The following is a 17,408-nucleotide window of genomic DNA, read 5'->3' on the forward strand; positions in this document are numbered from 1 at the left end:
TGAGGGAGAGCTCAGCGGGCGGGCGCCGTGCTCGCCCGCACGACGAGCCGTGTCGGCACCGTCTCGAACGCGGCAGGCGCGCCGGCCTCGATCCCGTCGACGAGCGCGGCGACCGCACGCGCCCCGAGCGCGTCGAAGTCCTGGTGCACGGTCGTGAGGGGCGGGCGGTAGTCGGCGGCATCCGCCACGTCGTCGAACCCGACCACGCTCACGTCGCCCGGCACCGCGCGGCGCGCCTCAGCGGACGCGCGCAGGAGGCCGAGTGCCATCTGGTCGTTCGCCGCGAAGACGGCGGTCACCCCGTCGATGAGCAGAGCGGATGCCGCGGCGAAGCCCGACGCGGATGTCCAGTCGCCCCGCACCACCGCCGGCACCGTGGCACCGGCTGCCTCGAGGCCGTCCCGCCAGCCGCGCTCGCGCTCCGCAGCGGCGAACGAGCCCGCGGGGCCGGCCAGATGGTGGACCGTCTCATGCCCGAGTTCGAGGAGGTGGTTCACCGCCCCACGCGCGCCGCCGGCGTGATCGGTCTCGATGATGCCGAAGCGGTCGTCGCGCGGCGAGTCGACCACCACGAGCGTCAGCCCCGCCGCGCGGAGGTCGGCCTCCCGCACCCGCTCGGTCGCCTCGTTCAGCACGATCGCACCGTCGACGCCCTGGTCGGAGAGGCGCTCGAAGGCCGCCGACACGTCGCCGTCGGCGCCGAGCGTCACGACGGTGAGGGCGTAGCCGCGGGCGGCTGCGGCATCCGCCACCGCCTGCAGCATGCGGGAGTTGCCGACCGACGCGAGCGTCGAGACCACGAGCCCGATCGTCTGCGTGCGCCCGGTGCGCAGCGCACGGGCGGCGCGGTGCGGGCGGTAGCCGAGCTCGGCCATGGCGGCCTCGACGCGCGTCCGCGTCTCAGGGTCGACGCGAGGGCTGCCGTTGACGACGCGTGACACCGTCTGGCCGGAGACGCCGGCGCGTGCCGCGACATCGGCCATCGAGACCCGTCTCGCCGTCATCTCCCCCGCTTTCCCGACACTGAACGGCCCAGAGGTTCTCGGGCACCGGCTCGGTCAAAACTCCACATCACCCGTCCATGTTGACGCTAACATAGCGCGGTTGGTACCGTGTTGACGTGAACACACCTGAGTTTCTGTCAGACGGTGCCGTCCGCGCCGCCGACATCACGTCGCAGACGCTCGGCGCCGGCGTCGTCAAACGCTCGACACGCCTCGCCGACGGACGCGAGCTCATCTACTACGACGACCCGGGCACGACTCTCGGACCCGAGCGGGCGATCGACGCCCGCGAGCTCGCCCCCCGCCCGGACACCGCGACGATGCGGCGCGACGTACTGACGGGCGACTGGGTGTCGGTCGCGGCAGCGCGGCAGAATCGCGCGTTCCTCCCGCCGGCCGAGCTCGACCCGCTCGCCCCGCAGACGCCGACCAACCCCTCCGAGATCCCATCGCGCTACGACGTGGCGGTCTTCGAGAACAAGTCGCCGTCATTCGGCCCGGCACTCGCCGTCGCGCACGGCGATGCACCGGCGGGCCCTCTTGGCGAAGCTCTCATAGGCACAGACGCGCCGCGCGATCTCGACGACCTCGCCGCTCCCGGACTCGGCCGCACGCGCACCAGCGTCGGCCGCTGCGAGGTCGTGTGCTTCAGCCCCGAGCACTCCGGCTCGTTCGGCTCGCTCACCCCGACGCGGGCGCGCACGATCATCGAGACCTGGGCCGATCGCACCGCCGCGCTGTCGGCGCTGCCCGGCGTCGAGCAGGTCTTCCCGTTCGAGAACCGCGGCGAGGCGATCGGCGTGACGCTCCCCCACCCGCACGGGCAGATCTACGCCTACCCGTACATCACGCCGCGCACGACGAGCCTCCTCGCGTCGATCGATCGCGAGGGTCCCGACCTGTTCGCCCGCATCCTCGACTTCGAGCGCGCCGGCGACCGCGTCATCCTCGCGGGCGAGCACTGGACCGCGTTCGTGCCGTTCGCCGCTCGCTGGCCCATCGAGATCCACCTGCTGCCGCACCGCCACGTCGCCGACTTCGCCGAGACGACGGATGCCGAGCGCGACGAGCTCGCACCGCTCTACCTCCGACTGCTCCGCGGCATCGATGCGCTCTACGACTCGCCCACTCCGTACATCGCGGCGTGGCACCAGGCGCCGGTGCACCGCGGGCGCGACACCGCGCGCCTGCACCTGCAGCTCACGTCACCCCGCCGCGCGGCCGACAAGCTCAAGTTCCTCGCCGGATCCGAGGCCGCCATGGGCGCCTGGATCGGCGACATCCCGCCCGAGACGGCCGCCGCAAGGCTGCGCGAGGCCGTCGCATCCGTCCCCGAGGAGACCCTGTGACCACCACCGACACCCGCACGCCGCGGGCGCGCGACACCGCCGACGCCGCCCGCGCGCTCTTCGCCGAGCGCTTCGGCATCGAGCCCGTCGGCACCTGGTCAGCCCCGGGCCGCGTGAACCTCATCGGCGAGCACACCGACTACAACGACGGGTTCGTGCTGCCGTTCGCGATCCAGCACCGCACGCACGTCGCCCTCGCGCCGCGCACCGACGGCCTGTTCCGCGTGCGCGTCGCGTCGACGTTCGACGACGCGACGGCCGAGGTCGAGCTGGACGAGCTCGACGCGCTGTTCCCCGACCGGCGCGACGAGGTGCCGGAGTGGGCCCGCTATCCCCTGGGCGTGGCGTGGGCGCTGCTCGCGGCATCCGATACCGACCCCTCCACCGTCACCGGCGTCGACCTCGCCTTCGCCTCGAACGTGCCCATCGGCGCCGGCCTGTCGTCGTCGGCGGCGATCGAAGGCGCGACCGCCGTCGCCCTCGCCGAGACGTGGGGTGTGGTCCCACTCGACCGCGTCGCGCTCGCGAAGGTCGGCCGTCGCGCCGAGAACGAGGCCGTCGGCGCGCCCACCGGGATCATGGACCAGATGGCGTCGCTGCTCGGCCGCGCCGACGCCGCGATCTTCCTGGACTGCCGCTCGCTCGAGGCACAGGTGATCGACCTCGGGTTCGCGGATGCCGGTCTCGAGCTCGTCGTCATCGACACCGGTGTGAAGCACTCGCACGCGACCGGAGGCTACGGCGAGCGCCGCGCGGCGTGCGAGCGGGGCGCGGCAGCGCTCGGCGTTCCCGCGCTGCGCGACGTGACGCCCGACGACCTCCCGCGCCTCGCCGAGCTCGTCGACGACGTGACCTTCCGCCGCGTCCGGCACGTCGTGACCGAGAACCAGCGCGTGCTCGACACGGTCCGCACCCTGCGCGAACAGGGACCCGCCGCGATCGGCGACCTCCTCGTCGCGTCGCACGCGTCGATGCGCGACGACTTCGAGATCTCGGTGCCCGAGCTCGACACGGCGGTCGAGGCGGCGCTGTCGGCCGGCGCCGTGGGCGCCCGCATGACCGGCGGCGGCTTCGGCGGCGCCGCAATCGCGCTGGTGTCGCACGACCGCGTGCAGGCCGTGACGGATGCCGCCACCGCCGCCTTCGCCGCCGCGGGATTCGCCGCTCCGACGATCTTCACGGTGTCGCCCTCCGCCGGCGCCGCCCGCGACTGACCCCCTCGACCCCTCGCCTCCTGCCCCGCCCGCCCGCGGTTTCCTCGTCTCGACCCCTTGTTCACTTGCGCTGAACGTACGCCGATCCCGCGTGAGAGCGCACGTTCAGCGCAAGTGAAATCGCGAGGAACGAGGGGACACACCGAGCGCAAGACCTGGCGGGAATGGATAGGAGCGGCCTAGCGTCGAACGCAGGGCCGCGGCATCCGTTCGCGGCGTGGAAGGAGCGATCGTGGCGTACATCACCGTCGAAACCGAGAACTCGGTCGACGTCGACCTCTACTACACCGACCAGGGGCCCTCCGATGCCCAGCCGGTGGTGCTGATCCACGGCTTCCCGTTGAACGGCGAGTCGTGGGGCAAGCAGCAGGCCGCGCTGCTCGATGGCGGGTTCCGGGTGATCGCGTACGACCGCCGGGGCTTCGGCGCGTCGACGAAGGCGGGTGCGGGGTACGACTACGACACGTTCGCGGCCGACCTGCATGCGCTCATCGAAGACCTCGACCTGCGCGACGCGGTGCTCGTCGGCTTCTCGATGGGCACCGGTGAGATCGCACGCTACCTGGCGCGGTACGGCAGCGGCCGCGTCGCCAAGGCGGCGTTCCTCGGCTCGCTCGAGCCGTACCTGCTCAAGACCGACGAAAACCCCGACGGAGCGGGTCCGCAGGAGTTCTTCGACGGCATCGCCCAATCGGTGCGCGACGACCGCTACGCGTTCATCACCGCGTTCCTGAAGGACTTCTACAACCTCGACGACAACCTCGGCACGCGCATCTCGCAGGAGGCCGTGGACGCCAGCGCACAGGTCGCGAACCTCGCCGGCAACACGGCGATCGCCGCCGCGCCGCTGACGTGGCCGACGGACTTCCGGGCCGACATCGGCGCGGTCGACGTGCCGGCGCTCATCCTCCACGGCACCGCCGACAACATCCTGCCGATCGACGTGACTGCGCGCCGGTTCAAGGACCTCCTCCCCGACGCGACGTACGTCGAACTCCAGGGCGCCCCGCACGGGCTCCTGTGGACGCACGGCGCGGAGGTCAACGAGGCCCTGCTGGCGTTCCTCCACCGCTGACCGCACGACGCGACGGATGCCCCGGCACCAGGTGCCGGGGCATCCGTCGTTCCGATGTCATGACTGCACGCGGCGGCGGCGCAGCACGACCGCGAACGCGCCCGCGGCGATGAGGGCGGCGGCGAGCCCGGCGGTCGCCGCCAGTCCGGCGCCGTCGGCCCCGGTTGCGGCCAGAGGGCCGGTCACGGTCACCTCGGTCCAGCCGATGACGTTGCCGTCGGCGTCCAGCACCACCAGGCGGTGCTCGCCCGGGGCGACGCCCGCGGGCAGGGTCACCGTCACGGTGCCTGCGGCGCTCACCACGTGGGCACCGAGCAGGATCGGGGCGGAGTGCAGCCACACCCACACGGTGTCGCCTGCGTACTGCGTGCCGACGGAGAGCGTCACCGTCTGCCCTGGCGCCACCGAGGTGGGCGCGTCCACCTGCCCGCGCGTCGCGTCGGTGAGCTGTGCGTCCGTCACCGGCCCGGGAGTGCCCGGCGTGCCCGGCGTGCCCGGGGTCGGGGTGGGGCCACCCGGCTCACTCGGGCCGCCGGGCTCACCCGGGCCGCCGGTCGCCGGGCACGGCAGGGTGCCCGCGCGCAGCGAGTGCCCGTCGGTGTCGCCGTCGTCGGCCCACACGACCTCCTGGAAGCCGCTGGCGCATGTGGACACGGGTGCGACGGCCATGCCCTCGTTGTTGAGGTTCGCCATCCCGGCCGGCCGCACGTAGGAGTGCGCGACGTCGAAGTCGCCGTCGACGACGGTCAGGAGGTTGTAGACGCCGCCGCAGCCGTCGTCGCACAGCGCCCACAGCGCGGCACGATCCGCGTCGTACGCGACATCCATCGACCACGGCAGGCCGGAGCTCTCGACCTTCACCTCGACCGGTGCCGCTCCGGCGGCGAGCGAGAACAAGTGCAGCGCTCCCGTGGCCTCGACGGCCGTCACGAACAGTCCGGGCGTGGCGTGGGCGGCGGCCGCGTAGGCGACGCCGTCCACCTTCCAGCCGGACTCGACGAGGAATTCGTCGGGCACGTAGGTGATGCCTTCGAGGCCGAGGTTCGTGCCGGTCGACACGAAGCCGTTCACGTCCCACTCGTGGGTCGCGACGAGCTCGGTCGTGGCCGGCGTCACGGCACCCACGTCGAAGCGGGCGACCTTGTTGTACGACGTGGACTTGGCTCGACCGTTGTCGCGCTCGGAGGTGATGTAGGCGGCGCCGTCCGGGCCGATCGTCACTCCCTCGGCATCCAGTTCGCCGCCCCCGTCGGCGAAGCGGAGCGGGAGGCCGCCGTCCCACTCGGGGAACGCCGCGTACACGCCGTCGACCTTGTGCATCTTGAAGAGGCGACCCTTGTTCATGACGACCCAGAGGATGCTCGGGTCAGCCGGATCGAAGGCCGCGCCCGACACATCGCCCTCGTCGTTCGCGTCGAGGTCGGTGAAGGCGTCGACCGCGTCGACGACGGACACGGTGGCGGCGCCCGGCCAGGCCTCGGTGACCAGTCCGGGGCACGCGTTCACCGCGCCCCACGTTGCCGTCGGGGTCTCGACGTACGAGACGGTGCCGAACAGGTCGCAGCGGCTGTACGAGGCGATGCCGTCCTCGTACCAGGTGTGGGCGACCACGCTGGCGCCGTCGACGGCCCGGCGGATGGTGAGCGAGTCGGCACTGTCGAGGCCGGCGATGTCGTCGCCGACGTAGAAGGCGCCGGCCGCGATCGTGGTGTCGGCGGGGACCGTGTGCACCACCGCGCCGTCGGAGTCGACCAGCTGCCAGCCCGAGATGTCCGCCGTCTCAGCGCCGGTATTGAGGAGCTCGGCCTTGCCACCGACGTTGGAGACCTCGTTGAGCACGACCGCCGTGGTGAGGCGCCGTGACTTCGTCTCGCACGACGGGGTGTTGTCCTGTCCGAAGCTGTTCGCGGTCACGCGCCAGAAGTCGTCCGACGCGTCGGGGCAGGCCGCGAAGGCGCGCGCGTCGGAGTCGTACGTGTCCGAGACGCCGCCGTCGCCGTCGCCGTAGGCCTGCTGGTCGATCAGCTGGCGGGTCGCCGCGTCGGCACCGGGGCCGTAGAGCTTGACGGCGTCACCCTCTCCGGAGAGGCCCTTCTTCGAGCTGAAGGCGACGTAGCCGCCGGCGGGGATGATCCATGAGCCGGCCGGCTCGAACGAATCGCCGTCCCACACCTTGAGGTCCGCGAGGGTCAGCGGCGAGGCGCCCGTGGCCGCACCGCTGTCGGTCTGGTGCCAGCCTTCGATGGTGACGTCGTGGGAGCCGGTGTTGACCAGCTCGACGGCATCGCCGAAGCCCGGATTGCCCGGGTCGTCGTCATTGAGCGAGGCGATCTCGTTGATCTCGATGTCGTCCCAGTTCGGGTCGAGCGCCGGCGCGGGGGTCGGCGTCGGCGTCGGCGTGCACGCGTTGGCGGCGGCAGGGCTCGGCGTCGTCGCCTGGAAGGCGCCGATCCCGTCGGCGCAGCGACCCCACGTGGTCGCATGGACGCCGGCCGGCCACGTGGTGGTGTCGACGAGGGTCGCGGAGTCAGGCAGGTAGAGGTTCGCCTCGTCGCCCTTGCCGAGTCCGGCCGCGGTGTAGTCGATCTTCACGAAGCCGCCCGGCTGGAGCGTGGTCCCAGCCGCGATCGCCTGAAGGTGGGTGGCGTCGGAGAGGCGGGCGTTGTCGGCGAGCAGCCAGCCCGAGATGTCGACGGCGTCGCTACCGGTGTTCGTCAGCTCGATCCAGTCCCCGGGGTCGGAGCTGACCTCGTTGATGCGGATCTGGTCGCCCACCGCCGCCGACGCGGGCGCCGCCGCGAACACGGTGACTGGGACGAAGCCGATGAGTGCGGCCAGAGCGGCGGCGATGCCGCGGTGATGCGTGTGCACGGGGGGTTCCTCGCGAGTCGTGCCGGCCCCAGACCGGCATCCGAATGGACCCCTGGAGCGTCACAGCGCGGGGAGAACGAGAGGTGAACGACGCGCGAACGCCGCCCATACGCGGCACCAACCGCCCACAGGCCCGACCCGTCCGGAGGCGCGAAAGCGTAGATCTCCGCACGGCGAGCGCGCGGAAATCTACCCTTTCGGCGTTCCGGGACGGGCTACTGCTGCGAGGCGTTCGCCATCGCGATGAGGCCGTCGATCATCTCGGGACTCGTGCCCGCACCGTCGCCGCCTCCGAGCGCGCCCATCATGCCGATGCGGCCGATCGGGAACGACTCCATCATCTTCGACATGTCGACGCCCTCGGGCATGATCGATGCGGCGCTCTGGTCGAGACCGCCCATCATCTGCGCGATCGCGGCCTGCACGATGGGGCCCGCGACCGGGTGGTGCAGCACCTCACCCATCGACGACGTGCGCGACAGCGGCAGAGTGAACTCGTCGCCCGTGACCGCGACCGAGACGGTCGAACGGATGTCGCGGCTCGAGGCTGCGACATCGACCGTGTACTCGCCGCCTTCGACGACCCAGCGGTCGGCGCGGATGTCCCAGTACGCGAGATCCTTGCGACGCACCGTGAGAGTCACGACCTGGGTCTCGCCTGGCTCGAGAGCGACCGAGGCGAAGGCCTTGAGCTCTCGCGGCGCGCGCTGCACCGACGAGCCCGGCAGCGACGTGTAGACCTGCACGACCTCTCGGCCCGCACGCTCGCCGGTGTTGGTGACCGCGACGGTCACCTCGACGTCGCCGTCCGCGGCGACCGCGGCTGCGGCATCCGCGTACGAGAAGCTCGTGTACGAGAGTCCGTGGCCGAACGGGAAGCCCACCTCGAGGCGGCGCGCGTCGTACCAGCGGTAGCCGACGAAGAGGCCCTCGCCGTAGCGGGTGTGCGAGAACTCGCCGGGGAAGTCGAGGAATGCCGGGGTGTCCTCGAGGCGCACCGGGATGGTCTCGGTCAGCTTCGCCGACGGGTTGACCGCCCCGAACAGCACGTCGGCCGTCGCGCCGCCGCCGGCCTGGCCGAGCAGCCAGGCCTCGAGGATCGCGGGCACGCGGTCGGCGAACGGCAGCGCCACGACGCCGCCGTTCGAGAGCACGACGACGGTGTTCGGGTTGGCGGCGAGCACGGCGTCGAGCAGTTCGAGCTGTGCGGCCGGCAGGTCGATGTCGTCGCGGTCGTAGCCCTCGGACTCGAGACGGGCCGGCAGACCGAGGAACACCACGGCGACGTCGGCAGCGGATGCCGCGGCCACGGCCCCGTCGCGGAGCGCCACGGTCTCTTCGGCCGAGACCTCCAGCGCGTTGCTGAAGCCCTGCGCGTAGGCGACGTCACCGGTCGAGAGCGCGCTGATCTCGTCGAGCGCGGTGTCGAGGCGCGTCGGGTTGATCATCGACGACCCGGCGCCCTGGTAGCGCGGCTTCGCGGCGAACTCGCCGATGACCGCGAGCTTCGCGTCCTTCGCGAGCGGCAGGACGCCGGCGTTCTTGAGCAGCACGATCGAGCGGCCGGCGGCCTCGCGCGCGAGGGCGTGGTGCGCGTCGACGTCGAGCGGTCCCGCGCCCGCTCCGGCGCCGTCGGTCGCCTTGCGCACGAGGTCGAGCACGCGGCCGGCGGCGACATCCACCACCGACTCATCGAGCGAGCCGTCCTGCACCGCAGCGACGATCTGCGCGTCGGTGACGCCGTTCGACGACGGCATCTCGAGGTCCATGCCCGCGGCGAGGCCCGGGACGCGCTCGTTGACCGCGCCCCAGTCCGACACCACGAGGCCCTCGAAGCCCCACTCGTCGCGCAGCACCTGCGTCAGCAGCCACGGGTCCTCCGACGCGTACACGCCGTTGATGCGGTTGTACGAGCACATGACCGTCCAGGGCTGTGCGTCCTCGACCACCCGCTGGAACCCGCGCAGGTAGATCTCGCGCAGCGGCCGCGGGTCGACGTCCGAGGAGGACCGCATGCGGTCGTCCTCCTGATTGTTGGCGGCGAAGTGCTTGAGCGAGGTGCCGACGCCCTTCGACTGGATGCCGTTCACGATCGCGGCGCCGAGCACGCCCGAGACGATCGGGTCTTCGGAGAGGTACTCGAAGTTGCGGCCGCACAGCGGCGAGCGCTTGATGTTGATGCCGGGGCCGAGGAGCACCGCGACGTTCTCGATCGACGTCTCGGTGCCGAGCGCTTCGCCGACGCGGTGGATCAGGTCGACGTCCCACGACGAGCCGAGTCCGACGGCCGGCGGGAAGCAGGTGGCCGGCACGCTGTCACCGATGCCGAGGTGGTCACCGCCCTCGCGCTGCTTGCGCAGACCGTGCGGGCCGTCGGTGACCATGATCGCCGGAACGCTCACGCGCTCGACGGGCTTGGTGTACCAGAAGCTCGCGCCGCTGGTGAGCGACGCCTTCTCTTCGAGGGTCAGTTCCGTGACATCGGGGATGCTCATCGGGTTCCTTTCATCGGGAATGCGGGTCGGGGGTCGGGTCGCGGGCGCCCGGGTTCAGCTCAGCGGACGGCCTTGATCGGCCAGATCGCGAAGGCGCCCAGGATGCCGAGCACGATCGCGACCGGGAACAGACCCTGGTAGCCGAACACGAGCACGATGGCGCCCGCTACGCCCGGGGCGAGGGTCTGCGGCAGCGTCGCAGCGAGGTTGACGACGCCGAGGTCCTTGGCGAACGACTTCGCAGACGGCGCTGTCATGGGCGGATCCTTGCTTTCGGGTATCGCGCGACTCGACGGTGAGCCACTCGCGGAAACCTTACGTCATTTGGTTTTGAAAAATCAAGCGTTGTTCGGGTTTACTGTCCCTATGAGAGACAGCGGCGGCACGGGGCGGCGGGGCTCCTACGCGAAAGGCGTCGCGAAGCGCGAGGAGATCCTCACCCGCGCACTCGACGTCATCGCCCGCGAGGGCTACCGCGGGGCATCCATCAAAGAGCTGGCGGATGCCGTCGGCCTGAGCCAGGCGGGACTGCTCCACTACTTCGGCAGCAAGGAGGAGCTCTTCACCGAGATCCTCCGAAAACGCGACGAACTGGACTCGGTCGATCAGGGGCTCGCCGGCGACCTGCACCAGGGCCTCGTCGCGGAGGCAACGCCGCTCCCCGACATCCGGGCCGGCTACCTCAGCGTCATCCGCCACAACGCCGACGTCCCCGGCCTCGTGCATCTGTTCGCCCGACTGTCGGTCGACGCCGCCGATCCGGGGCATCCGGCCCACCAGTTCTTCGTGACGCGGGGCGAGAGTCTCCGCGGGTTCTTCGCCGGGGCCATCGCCGCCCAGCAGGAGTCGGGCGAAATCACCGACCGGGTCGACGCCGACACCCTGGCGCGGATCTTCCAGGCTGTCGCGGATGGCCTGCAGGTGCAGTGGATGCTGGAACCCGACGTCGACATGGCCGCCACGGTCGACGCCCTGTTCGAGCTGCTGTCCGCCCGCCCCGCCGGCGGCGAGGGTGCAACGGACGACGCGACCGGTCGTTGAGGAAGGGCGGGACGGTCGACACGAGCGCCCTGACCGCCGAGCGGCGCCTGGTCAGATCCCGAGCGGATCCGAGAGGAGCCGCATACGCGCGTCGCGCTGCGCACCGCGCAGAGCGGCGTCTGCCCCCAGCGCGCTGCCGACCACCGGCGCGACCGGGAGCACCGGCGCCCGCGCGATGCGGGGCTGGATCGTGCGGAACACCGCGTCGACGTCGGCCGCGAGCGCTGCGGCGAAGCCGCCGAGCACGATGACGTCCGGCGCGACGGTCAGCGCCACGATCTGCAGCGTGCGCGCGATCTCCGGGACCGCGCCCCGCCACACGCCCGCCGCGGGCTCCGTTCCGGCCTGCACCTGTGCGACGAACGCCTCCAGCGCGACGGTCAGCCCCTCCGCGGCCGCCAGAGCGCCGAGGTCCGACCGTGCCAGCAGAACGTCAGGCCCGGCGACGGTGACGAGGCACCCGCGCTGGCCGCACGCGCAGCGCGTGCCGTCCGGCACCACCGGCAGATGACCGAGCGCCGCCCCGAGGACGCGGGTGCCGGCGACCTCGTCGGTCAGGACGATCGCGCCGCCGATGCCCGAGTCGGCCTTGAGGTAGAGGAGCGTGTCGCCGCCCACGGCGGCGTGCTCGGCGAGCGCGGCGACGTCGGAGTCCGGCACCAGCCGGGCATCGCCACCCGCCTCCTCGAACGCGGTGAGCGCGGCTGAGCGAGCGCGCAGGAGCCCGAGGAGGTCGACCTCGCCCCAGTCGAGATCGGTGTCGGCGAGCACCCGGACCGGCGTGCCGCCGACGGGCGCCCACACCACGACGCACACGTCCGCGATCCGTCGGCCCGTCGCGGCGATGCACTCGGCGGCCTCATCGACGACTCCGGCCAGCACGTCGGCGATGGCGGCGGGGTCGCCCATCGGCCGTCCGTGACGCCGCGAGACGCGGGTGAGCTCCTCCCCCGACAGGGTGCCGGCGACCGCTGTGGCATGGTCGGCGTCGAGCATCACGATCAGCACGCACGGGGCGGATGCCGCGAGCACGAGCATCGTCCGCGGCCGGCCCATCCCGGCCGGCGCCACGACGTCGCTCTCTTCGACGAGCCCGGCATCGATGAGCTCGGCGACCAGGGACGTCACCGAGCCGCGCGACAGCCCGGTCGCATCGGCGATGTCGGCGCGCGCCTCCCCGGCGCCCTCGAGCACACGCCCCAACACGAGGCCGAGGTTGTGCCGGCGGACGTCCGGGGTCGCGAGAGGCATGATCGCCATCGTAGGCCGGGGCGGGCCCGGCGACGCCCGCCCCGCCCCGGTCAGGTCACGGCTGCGCCGCGAAGTGCGTGTCGTTGACCGTCTTGACGGTCCACCTGCCGGCCGTGTAGGTCAGCAGGTTGACGGCGCCGTTCGCCAGCCCGGTCGGGGGCAGGAGGTGCGCCGCGCCGAGGTCGACGAGCAGGCACGAGATGGACAGACCGCTCGAGACCACCAGCACGTTGTCGTCCCGATGCTTCGCGGCATCCTCCGCGATCGCGTCCAGCGAGTCCTGCATGCGGTCAGAGACCTCCTCGCAGTCCTCGGCGGGCAGTGCCGGCACCGGGTTGGTGGCCTTGATCGCGTCGGTCAGCTGCCCGAGCGTCGGCTCGGTGATCCCCTGCTGCGCCAGGCCGCCGAACACGGCGGCGCCCATCTCGCTCTGCTTCGCACCCTCCCAGCCGCCGAAGTTCAGCTCGCGCAGACGCTCGTCTCGCGTGGCCGACAGCTTCGAGCCCATGCCCTCCAGCATGAGCGTCGCGGTCTCATGGTGGCGCACCATGTCGGACGAGTACGCGGCATCCATCTGTCCGATCTCGGTGCCGAGGTTCGCGCCGATCGTCGTCGCACTGGAGCGACCGGCCGCGGTCAGCGGCGAGTCCGACCAGCCCTGCACCAGGTGCAGCGCGTTGAGCATCGTCTCTCCGTGGCGGGTCAGGTACACCTGCACGACGGCGTCGCGGTTCGAGGTCGGCGGGTTCGCTGCGGTGGTGGCCGTCGCTTCGACAGGGGCCGCCGCCCAGCCGCCGAGCGCGGTGGCTCCCAGCACGGCGGCAGTGGCGAGGGCGATCCGCGCAGTCTTTCGGGTCATGTCATCTCCTTCGATAGGACGGCCAAACGCTAGCGAGTTTCGGGATTGGCGCGAGGGGTCGTTGCACGATCGTTACACATAATTCAGATATTGAATTTTGTACGCCATTGCGGCACACTGATCCCGAATGCCGTTCGCATTTCGCGCCTCACCCCCGAGACGTCTCGACGACGAGGAGTCACCATGACCGCACAGCCCGCGCCCGATCCGGCCATCGACATCGCCCCGACCGGGCTCATCCGGTCCGCGCCGCCCGCACCGGGCGAGCCGCCGGCCAGCCCCCCGGCCCGCAAGGCGCTGCTGCCCAGCATGCTCGTAGCCGCGCTGACGCTCTTCGCCACGTACGGCGGCCTGATCGCGATCCTCCTGCCCACGCAGATCCAGCTGCTGTTCGGCGACGACCACAAAGAGGCGAACCTCGCGATCGTCACCACCACCTCTTTCGTCTTCACGCTCTTCGCGCAGCCGATCGCCGGCGCCTTCAGCGACCGCACCCGCTCGCGGTTCGGCCGCCGCGCACCGTGGATGGTGCTGGGTGCGCTGGTGGGCGGCATCCTGCTCTTCGGAATGGGATCCCTCACCGACCTCATCTGGATCACCGTGTTCTGGGTCGTGATCCAGGTCGCCCTGAACTTCCTGCAGGCGCCCCTCACGACCATCACGGCCGACCGGTTCCCACGCTCGAGGCGCGGCGGGGCGAGCGCCATGATCGGGCTCGGAACCCAGGTCGGCATGACCGTCGGCATCATGGTCGCAAGCGCCCTCGCCGCACAGTTCGGCGTCGCGTACTCGATCTTCGGCGGCGCGGTGATCGTCGTCACGCTGCTGTTCGTGCTGATCAACCGCGACTGGTCGTCGAAGGACGCCGCCGTGCAGCCGTTCCGCTGGGGCGCGTTCTTCCGAGGCTTCTGGGTGAACCCGCGCACGCACCCTGACTTCTTCTGGGCATTCACGGCGCGGTTCCTGCTGATCCTGGGCTACTTCGTCGTCGCGACGTACCAGCTGTACCTGCTGCAGCAGTACGTCGGTCTGTCGCTGCCCGAAGCGCAGGGCGCCGTCCTCACACTGACGCTCGTCGCCTTCATCCCGACGCTCATCGCCATCGGCCTGTCGGGGTGGTGGAGCGACAAGGCCGGCCGCCGCAAGGCCTTCATCTACGCCGCCTCGGCGATCATGGTGGTCGGCCTCGCGATGCCGCTCCTCATGCCCGACATGACCGGCATGATTCTGATGAGCATCATCAACGGCGTCGGCTTCGGCGTGTACATGTCGGTGGACGCCGCCCTCATGACTGAGGTACTGCCCAGCGAGGGCACCGACGCCGGCAAGGACCTCGGCATCCTCAACGTCGCGACGAACATTCCGCAGGCGCTCAGCCCGTCGATCGCGCTGCTCATCATCTCGTCGCTCGGCGGGTACGCCATGCTGTTCGTGTTCGCGATCGTGTTCGTGATCCTCGCAGCGATCGCCACGGCGCCCATCAAGGGCGTCCGCTAGAGTCCGCAGGAAGGGACCCGCTCCATGACAGACACCACGACGACCATCCGCCATGCGGAGGCCGACACCGTCACCGGAAGGGTGCGCGGCCTCTGGCGGGGCGAGCCCGGCGCCGGCGGTTCCGCCGCATTCCTCGGCATCCCCTTCGCGAAGCCGCCCGTCGGCCCGCTGCGGTTCGCCGCCCCGGAACCGGCCGAGCCCTGGACGGGCGTGCGGGACGCGCTGGAGTTCGGGCCGACCGCGCAGCGGGGAGATCCCGGGGTGACACTCATCCCCGAGCCGTCCATCCCGGGGGAGGCCACGCTGAACGTGAACGTCTTCACACCGGTGCCGGGCGACAAGGCTGCCGCTCTGCCGGTGCTCGTGTGGATCCACGGCGGCGGCTACTTCGCCGGCTCGCCTGCGAGCCCCTGGTACGACGGACGCTCGTTCAACCGCGACGGCGTCGTCACCGTGTCGATCTCGTACCGACTCGGCTTCGACGGCTTCGGCTGGATCGAGGACGCGCCGTCGAACCGCGGTGTGCGGGACTGGCTGCTCGCACTGCAGTGGGTGCAGGACAACATCGCGAACTTCGGTGGGGACCCGTCGCGGGTCACGATCGCGGGGCAGTCCGCCGGTGGCGGGGCGGTGCTGACGCTGCTCGGGATGCCGGCGGCCCAGCACCTCTTCCACTCGGTGTGGGCGCTGTCGGGCGCGACGGCCGATGTCGCCACCGATCGCTGGGAGGCCCTCGGACGCGACATCGCCCGCCGTGCCGGCGTCTCTCCGACGCGTGCGGCCCTCTCGATGGTGTCGGAGGAGGGCCTCATCGAGGCGCAGAAGGCGGCGACCGCGGTGGCCGGTCCCGACGGCTTCACGAAGCTGCTCGACGACGGGCTGCAGCTCGGCCCGTCGATCGACGGCGATCTCATCACGCGCCCGACGGTCACCTCGCTCGCGGCAGGCGTCGGCGCCGACAAGCCGCTGGTGCTGGGCGCGACGGACGACGAGTTCTCGATGGTCGTGGCGGGGCGGGCGAAGACGCTCCGCTGGATCCCGCTGGGCCTGCTGCTCGGCAAGTCCGGTCTCAAGGGCGCGCAGCGGAAGGCGTACATCGCCGCCAACCGCGATGTCGTGACGCGCGGGCACGCCGCCCTGCTCGGCCGCTACATCACCGACCGCATGTTCAAGACCGCCGTGGTCCGGACGGCGCGGGCGCGCGGCGCCGCTCCGACGTGGGTGTACCGCTACGCCTTCCGCTCGACCCAGCCCGGCATGGTCCACGACGCGGCGGTGCACTGCATCGACGTGCCGTTCTGGTTCGACTGCCTCGACTCCGTGCAGATCGAGCCGCTGACCGGCCCGAACCCGCCGCAGGCGCTCGCCGACCAGACGCATGCGGCCGCGGTCGGGCTCGTCGTGGGCGGCGACCCGGGCTGGCCGTCGTGGTCGGCCGTTCCCGGCACGACGCGCGTGTTCGGCGCCCCCGCCGGCGCGCGTGACATCGACCCCGACGGCTACGCCTCGGTCGCCCCTCTGCTCTGACCTCCGCAGTCACTTCCTGCCGCTCGGGCCCTGCCCGCACGCCCGAATCTGACTGCGGGACCGGACGTCATCACGCTCCGCAGTCAGAAGACGCCGCGACGTGCCGAGGTGCGCGGGCGGAAGCCGACTGCGGAGCGTGGGGGCTTGGGGGGGCAGGGGGGTGCGGGAGAGTGCGGGTGGTGTCAGGACAGCGCGCTGACGACCTCACGCTCGAACAGCTCGACGCCTGACAGGTCGTACGCCGCCTCGGGGAAGTAGTGGATGGCGTACGTGATGCCGTGACGCTCGCGCTCGGCGAGACGCTCGACGACCTGGTCCACCGCGCCGAAGGCGGGCGAGGTCACGTAGTCGTGCTCGATCTGATCGGCGCGCTCCTGACCGACGTGCGGCAGCAGGCGCTCCTTGACGACGGCGAGGCGCTCGTGCGCCTCGGCCTCGGTCGCACCCACGATGGTGTTGAAGTTCGAGGTGCGCGTGATCTCCGAGAAGTCGCGGCCGAGCGCATCGCAGTGCTCGCGCAAGACCACGCTCTTGCGGTCGATGTCTTCGAGCGACCCCGCGTAGTTCGTGTACGACGCGTACTTCGCCGCGATCTTGAGCGTCACCTTCTCGCCGCCGCCGGCGACCCAGATCGGGATGCCGCCGTCCTGCAGGGGCAGCGGCTGCACGATCGCGCCGTCGACCTGGTAGTGCTTGCCGTCCAGGGTGGCACGGCCGGTCGTCCAGGCCTGCTGCATGATGTCGACGCCCTCGCGCAGCATCCGCAGCCGCTCCGGCACCGGCGGGAAGCCGTAGCCGTACGCCTCCCACTCGTGCTCGTACCAGCCGCCGCCGATGCCCATCTCGGTGCGCCCGCCCGACAAGATGTCGACCGTCGCGGCGACCTTCGCCAGGTAGGCGGGGTTGCGGTAGCCCATGCACGTGCACATCTGGCCGAGCCGGATGCGGTCGGTCGTCGCGGCGAACGCGGCCATGAGCGTCCACGCCTCGTGCGTCGCCTCGTCGGAGTGCACCGGGGTCGTGTGGAAGTGGTCGTACACCCACAGCGACTCCCAGGGGCCCTCATCGGCGCGCTGCGCGAGCCCCTTCATCACCGCCCAGTGCTCCGCGGGGTCGATGCCCACGAGATCGAATCGCCAGCCTTGGGGGATGAAGGTTCCGAAACGCATGGTGCTCAGCCTATGGGGATGACGGATGCCTCGGCCCGGCGCCCCGGACCCTCGCT

13 protein-coding genes are annotated in these 17,408 nt (G+C 71.4%); 6 read left to right on the plus strand and 7 right to left on the minus strand.

All coding sequences use genetic code 11. From position 1 onward, the window contains the following. Positions 1–11: 11 nt before the first annotated feature. Positions 12–1,004 carry a LacI family DNA-binding transcriptional regulator gene (locus B2K11_RS07950; protein ID WP_163617735.1) on the minus strand — a complete coding sequence of 331 codons (993 nt, stop codon included), beginning with the start codon at positions 1,002–1,004 and terminating at the stop codon, positions 12–14. A 164-nt stretch (positions 1,005–1,168) separates the two neighbouring features. Between B2K11_RS07950 and galT the strand changes: the two genes are divergently transcribed. The 3 genes from galT to B2K11_RS07965 all read left to right on the plus strand — a co-directional run bounded on the left by galT (position 1,169) and on the right by B2K11_RS07965 (position 4,642). Then, on the plus strand, positions 1,169–2,353 hold the full coding sequence (galT, locus tag B2K11_RS07955; RefSeq protein ID WP_204260053.1) for a galactose-1-phosphate uridylyltransferase: 1,185 nt from the start codon (positions 1,169–1,171) through the stop codon (positions 2,351–2,353). Beyond that, positions 2,350–3,567 (plus strand): galactokinase, encoded by a 1,218-nt coding sequence (gene galK / locus B2K11_RS07960; RefSeq protein ID WP_163617736.1) that lies wholly within the window; start codon positions 2,350–2,352, stop codon positions 3,565–3,567. The genes galT and galK overlap by 4 nt, the downstream gene beginning before the upstream one ends. Before the next feature lie 232 nt (positions 3,568–3,799). Continuing rightward, on the plus strand, positions 3,800–4,642 hold the full coding sequence (locus B2K11_RS07965; RefSeq protein WP_163617737.1) for an alpha/beta hydrolase: 843 nt from the start codon (positions 3,800–3,802) through the stop codon (positions 4,640–4,642). A gap of 57 nt (positions 4,643–4,699) precedes the next feature. Here the strand turns inward: B2K11_RS07965 and B2K11_RS07970 are convergent, their stop codons facing one another. The 3 genes from B2K11_RS07970 to B2K11_RS07980 all read right to left on the minus strand — a co-directional run bounded on the left by B2K11_RS07970 (position 4,700) and on the right by B2K11_RS07980 (position 10,265). After that, positions 4,700–7,513: a lamin tail domain-containing protein gene (locus tag B2K11_RS07970; RefSeq protein ID WP_163617738.1), complete on the minus strand. Its 2,814-nt coding sequence runs from the start codon at positions 7,511–7,513 to the stop codon at positions 4,700–4,702. 215 nt (positions 7,514–7,728) lie between these two features. Next, positions 7,729–10,008 (minus strand): glycoside hydrolase family 3 C-terminal domain-containing protein, encoded by a 2,280-nt coding sequence (locus B2K11_RS07975; RefSeq protein ID WP_163617739.1) that lies wholly within the window; start codon positions 10,006–10,008, stop codon positions 7,729–7,731. Between the two features lie 59 nt (positions 10,009–10,067). Continuing rightward, the gene (locus tag B2K11_RS07980; protein ID WP_239525851.1) at positions 10,068–10,265 is read right to left on the minus strand and encodes a hypothetical protein; all 198 of its coding nucleotides are present in this window, start codon (positions 10,263–10,265) and stop codon (positions 10,068–10,070) included. A 109-nt stretch (positions 10,266–10,374) separates the two neighbouring features. Between B2K11_RS07980 and B2K11_RS07985 the strand changes: the two genes are divergently transcribed. Continuing rightward, positions 10,375–11,049, plus strand: a complete 675-nt coding sequence (locus tag B2K11_RS07985) for a TetR/AcrR family transcriptional regulator (RefSeq protein WP_163617740.1) — start codon at positions 10,375–10,377, stop codon at positions 11,047–11,049. 51 nt (positions 11,050–11,100) lie between these two features. On the opposite strand, the gene B2K11_RS07990 is transcribed toward B2K11_RS07985, so the two are convergent. Next, a complete protein-coding gene (locus B2K11_RS07990; protein ID WP_163617741.1) occupies positions 11,101–12,300 on the minus strand; it encodes an ROK family transcriptional regulator in 1,200 nt (399 codons plus the stop codon). A gap of 55 nt (positions 12,301–12,355) precedes the next feature. Next, entirely contained in the window at positions 12,356–13,159 is an 804-nt protein-coding gene (locus B2K11_RS07995) for a histidine phosphatase family protein (protein ID WP_163617742.1), read from the minus strand. A gap of 183 nt (positions 13,160–13,342) precedes the next feature. Between B2K11_RS07995 and B2K11_RS08000 the strand changes: the two genes are divergently transcribed. Together B2K11_RS08000 and B2K11_RS08005 are read left to right on the plus strand one after the other, a co-directional pair. Beyond that, complete coding sequence (locus B2K11_RS08000; RefSeq protein WP_163617743.1) at positions 13,343–14,656, plus strand: MFS transporter; 1,314 nt, start codon at positions 13,343–13,345, stop codon at positions 14,654–14,656. 24 nt (positions 14,657–14,680) lie between these two features. Further along, positions 14,681–16,183, plus strand: coding sequence for a carboxylesterase family protein (locus B2K11_RS08005; protein WP_163617744.1), 1,503 nt, complete (start codon positions 14,681–14,683; stop codon positions 16,181–16,183). A gap of 182 nt (positions 16,184–16,365) precedes the next feature. Here the strand turns inward: B2K11_RS08005 and B2K11_RS08010 are convergent, their stop codons facing one another. Continuing rightward, entirely contained in the window at positions 16,366–17,352 is a 987-nt protein-coding gene (locus tag B2K11_RS08010) for an LLM class F420-dependent oxidoreductase (protein WP_163617745.1), read from the minus strand. Positions 17,353–17,408 lie beyond the last annotated feature (56 nt).

Origin of the sequence: Microbacterium sp. B35-30, assembly GCF_010634855.1 — a bacterium.
GTDB lineage: Bacteria > Actinomycetota > Actinomycetes > Actinomycetales > Microbacteriaceae > Microbacterium.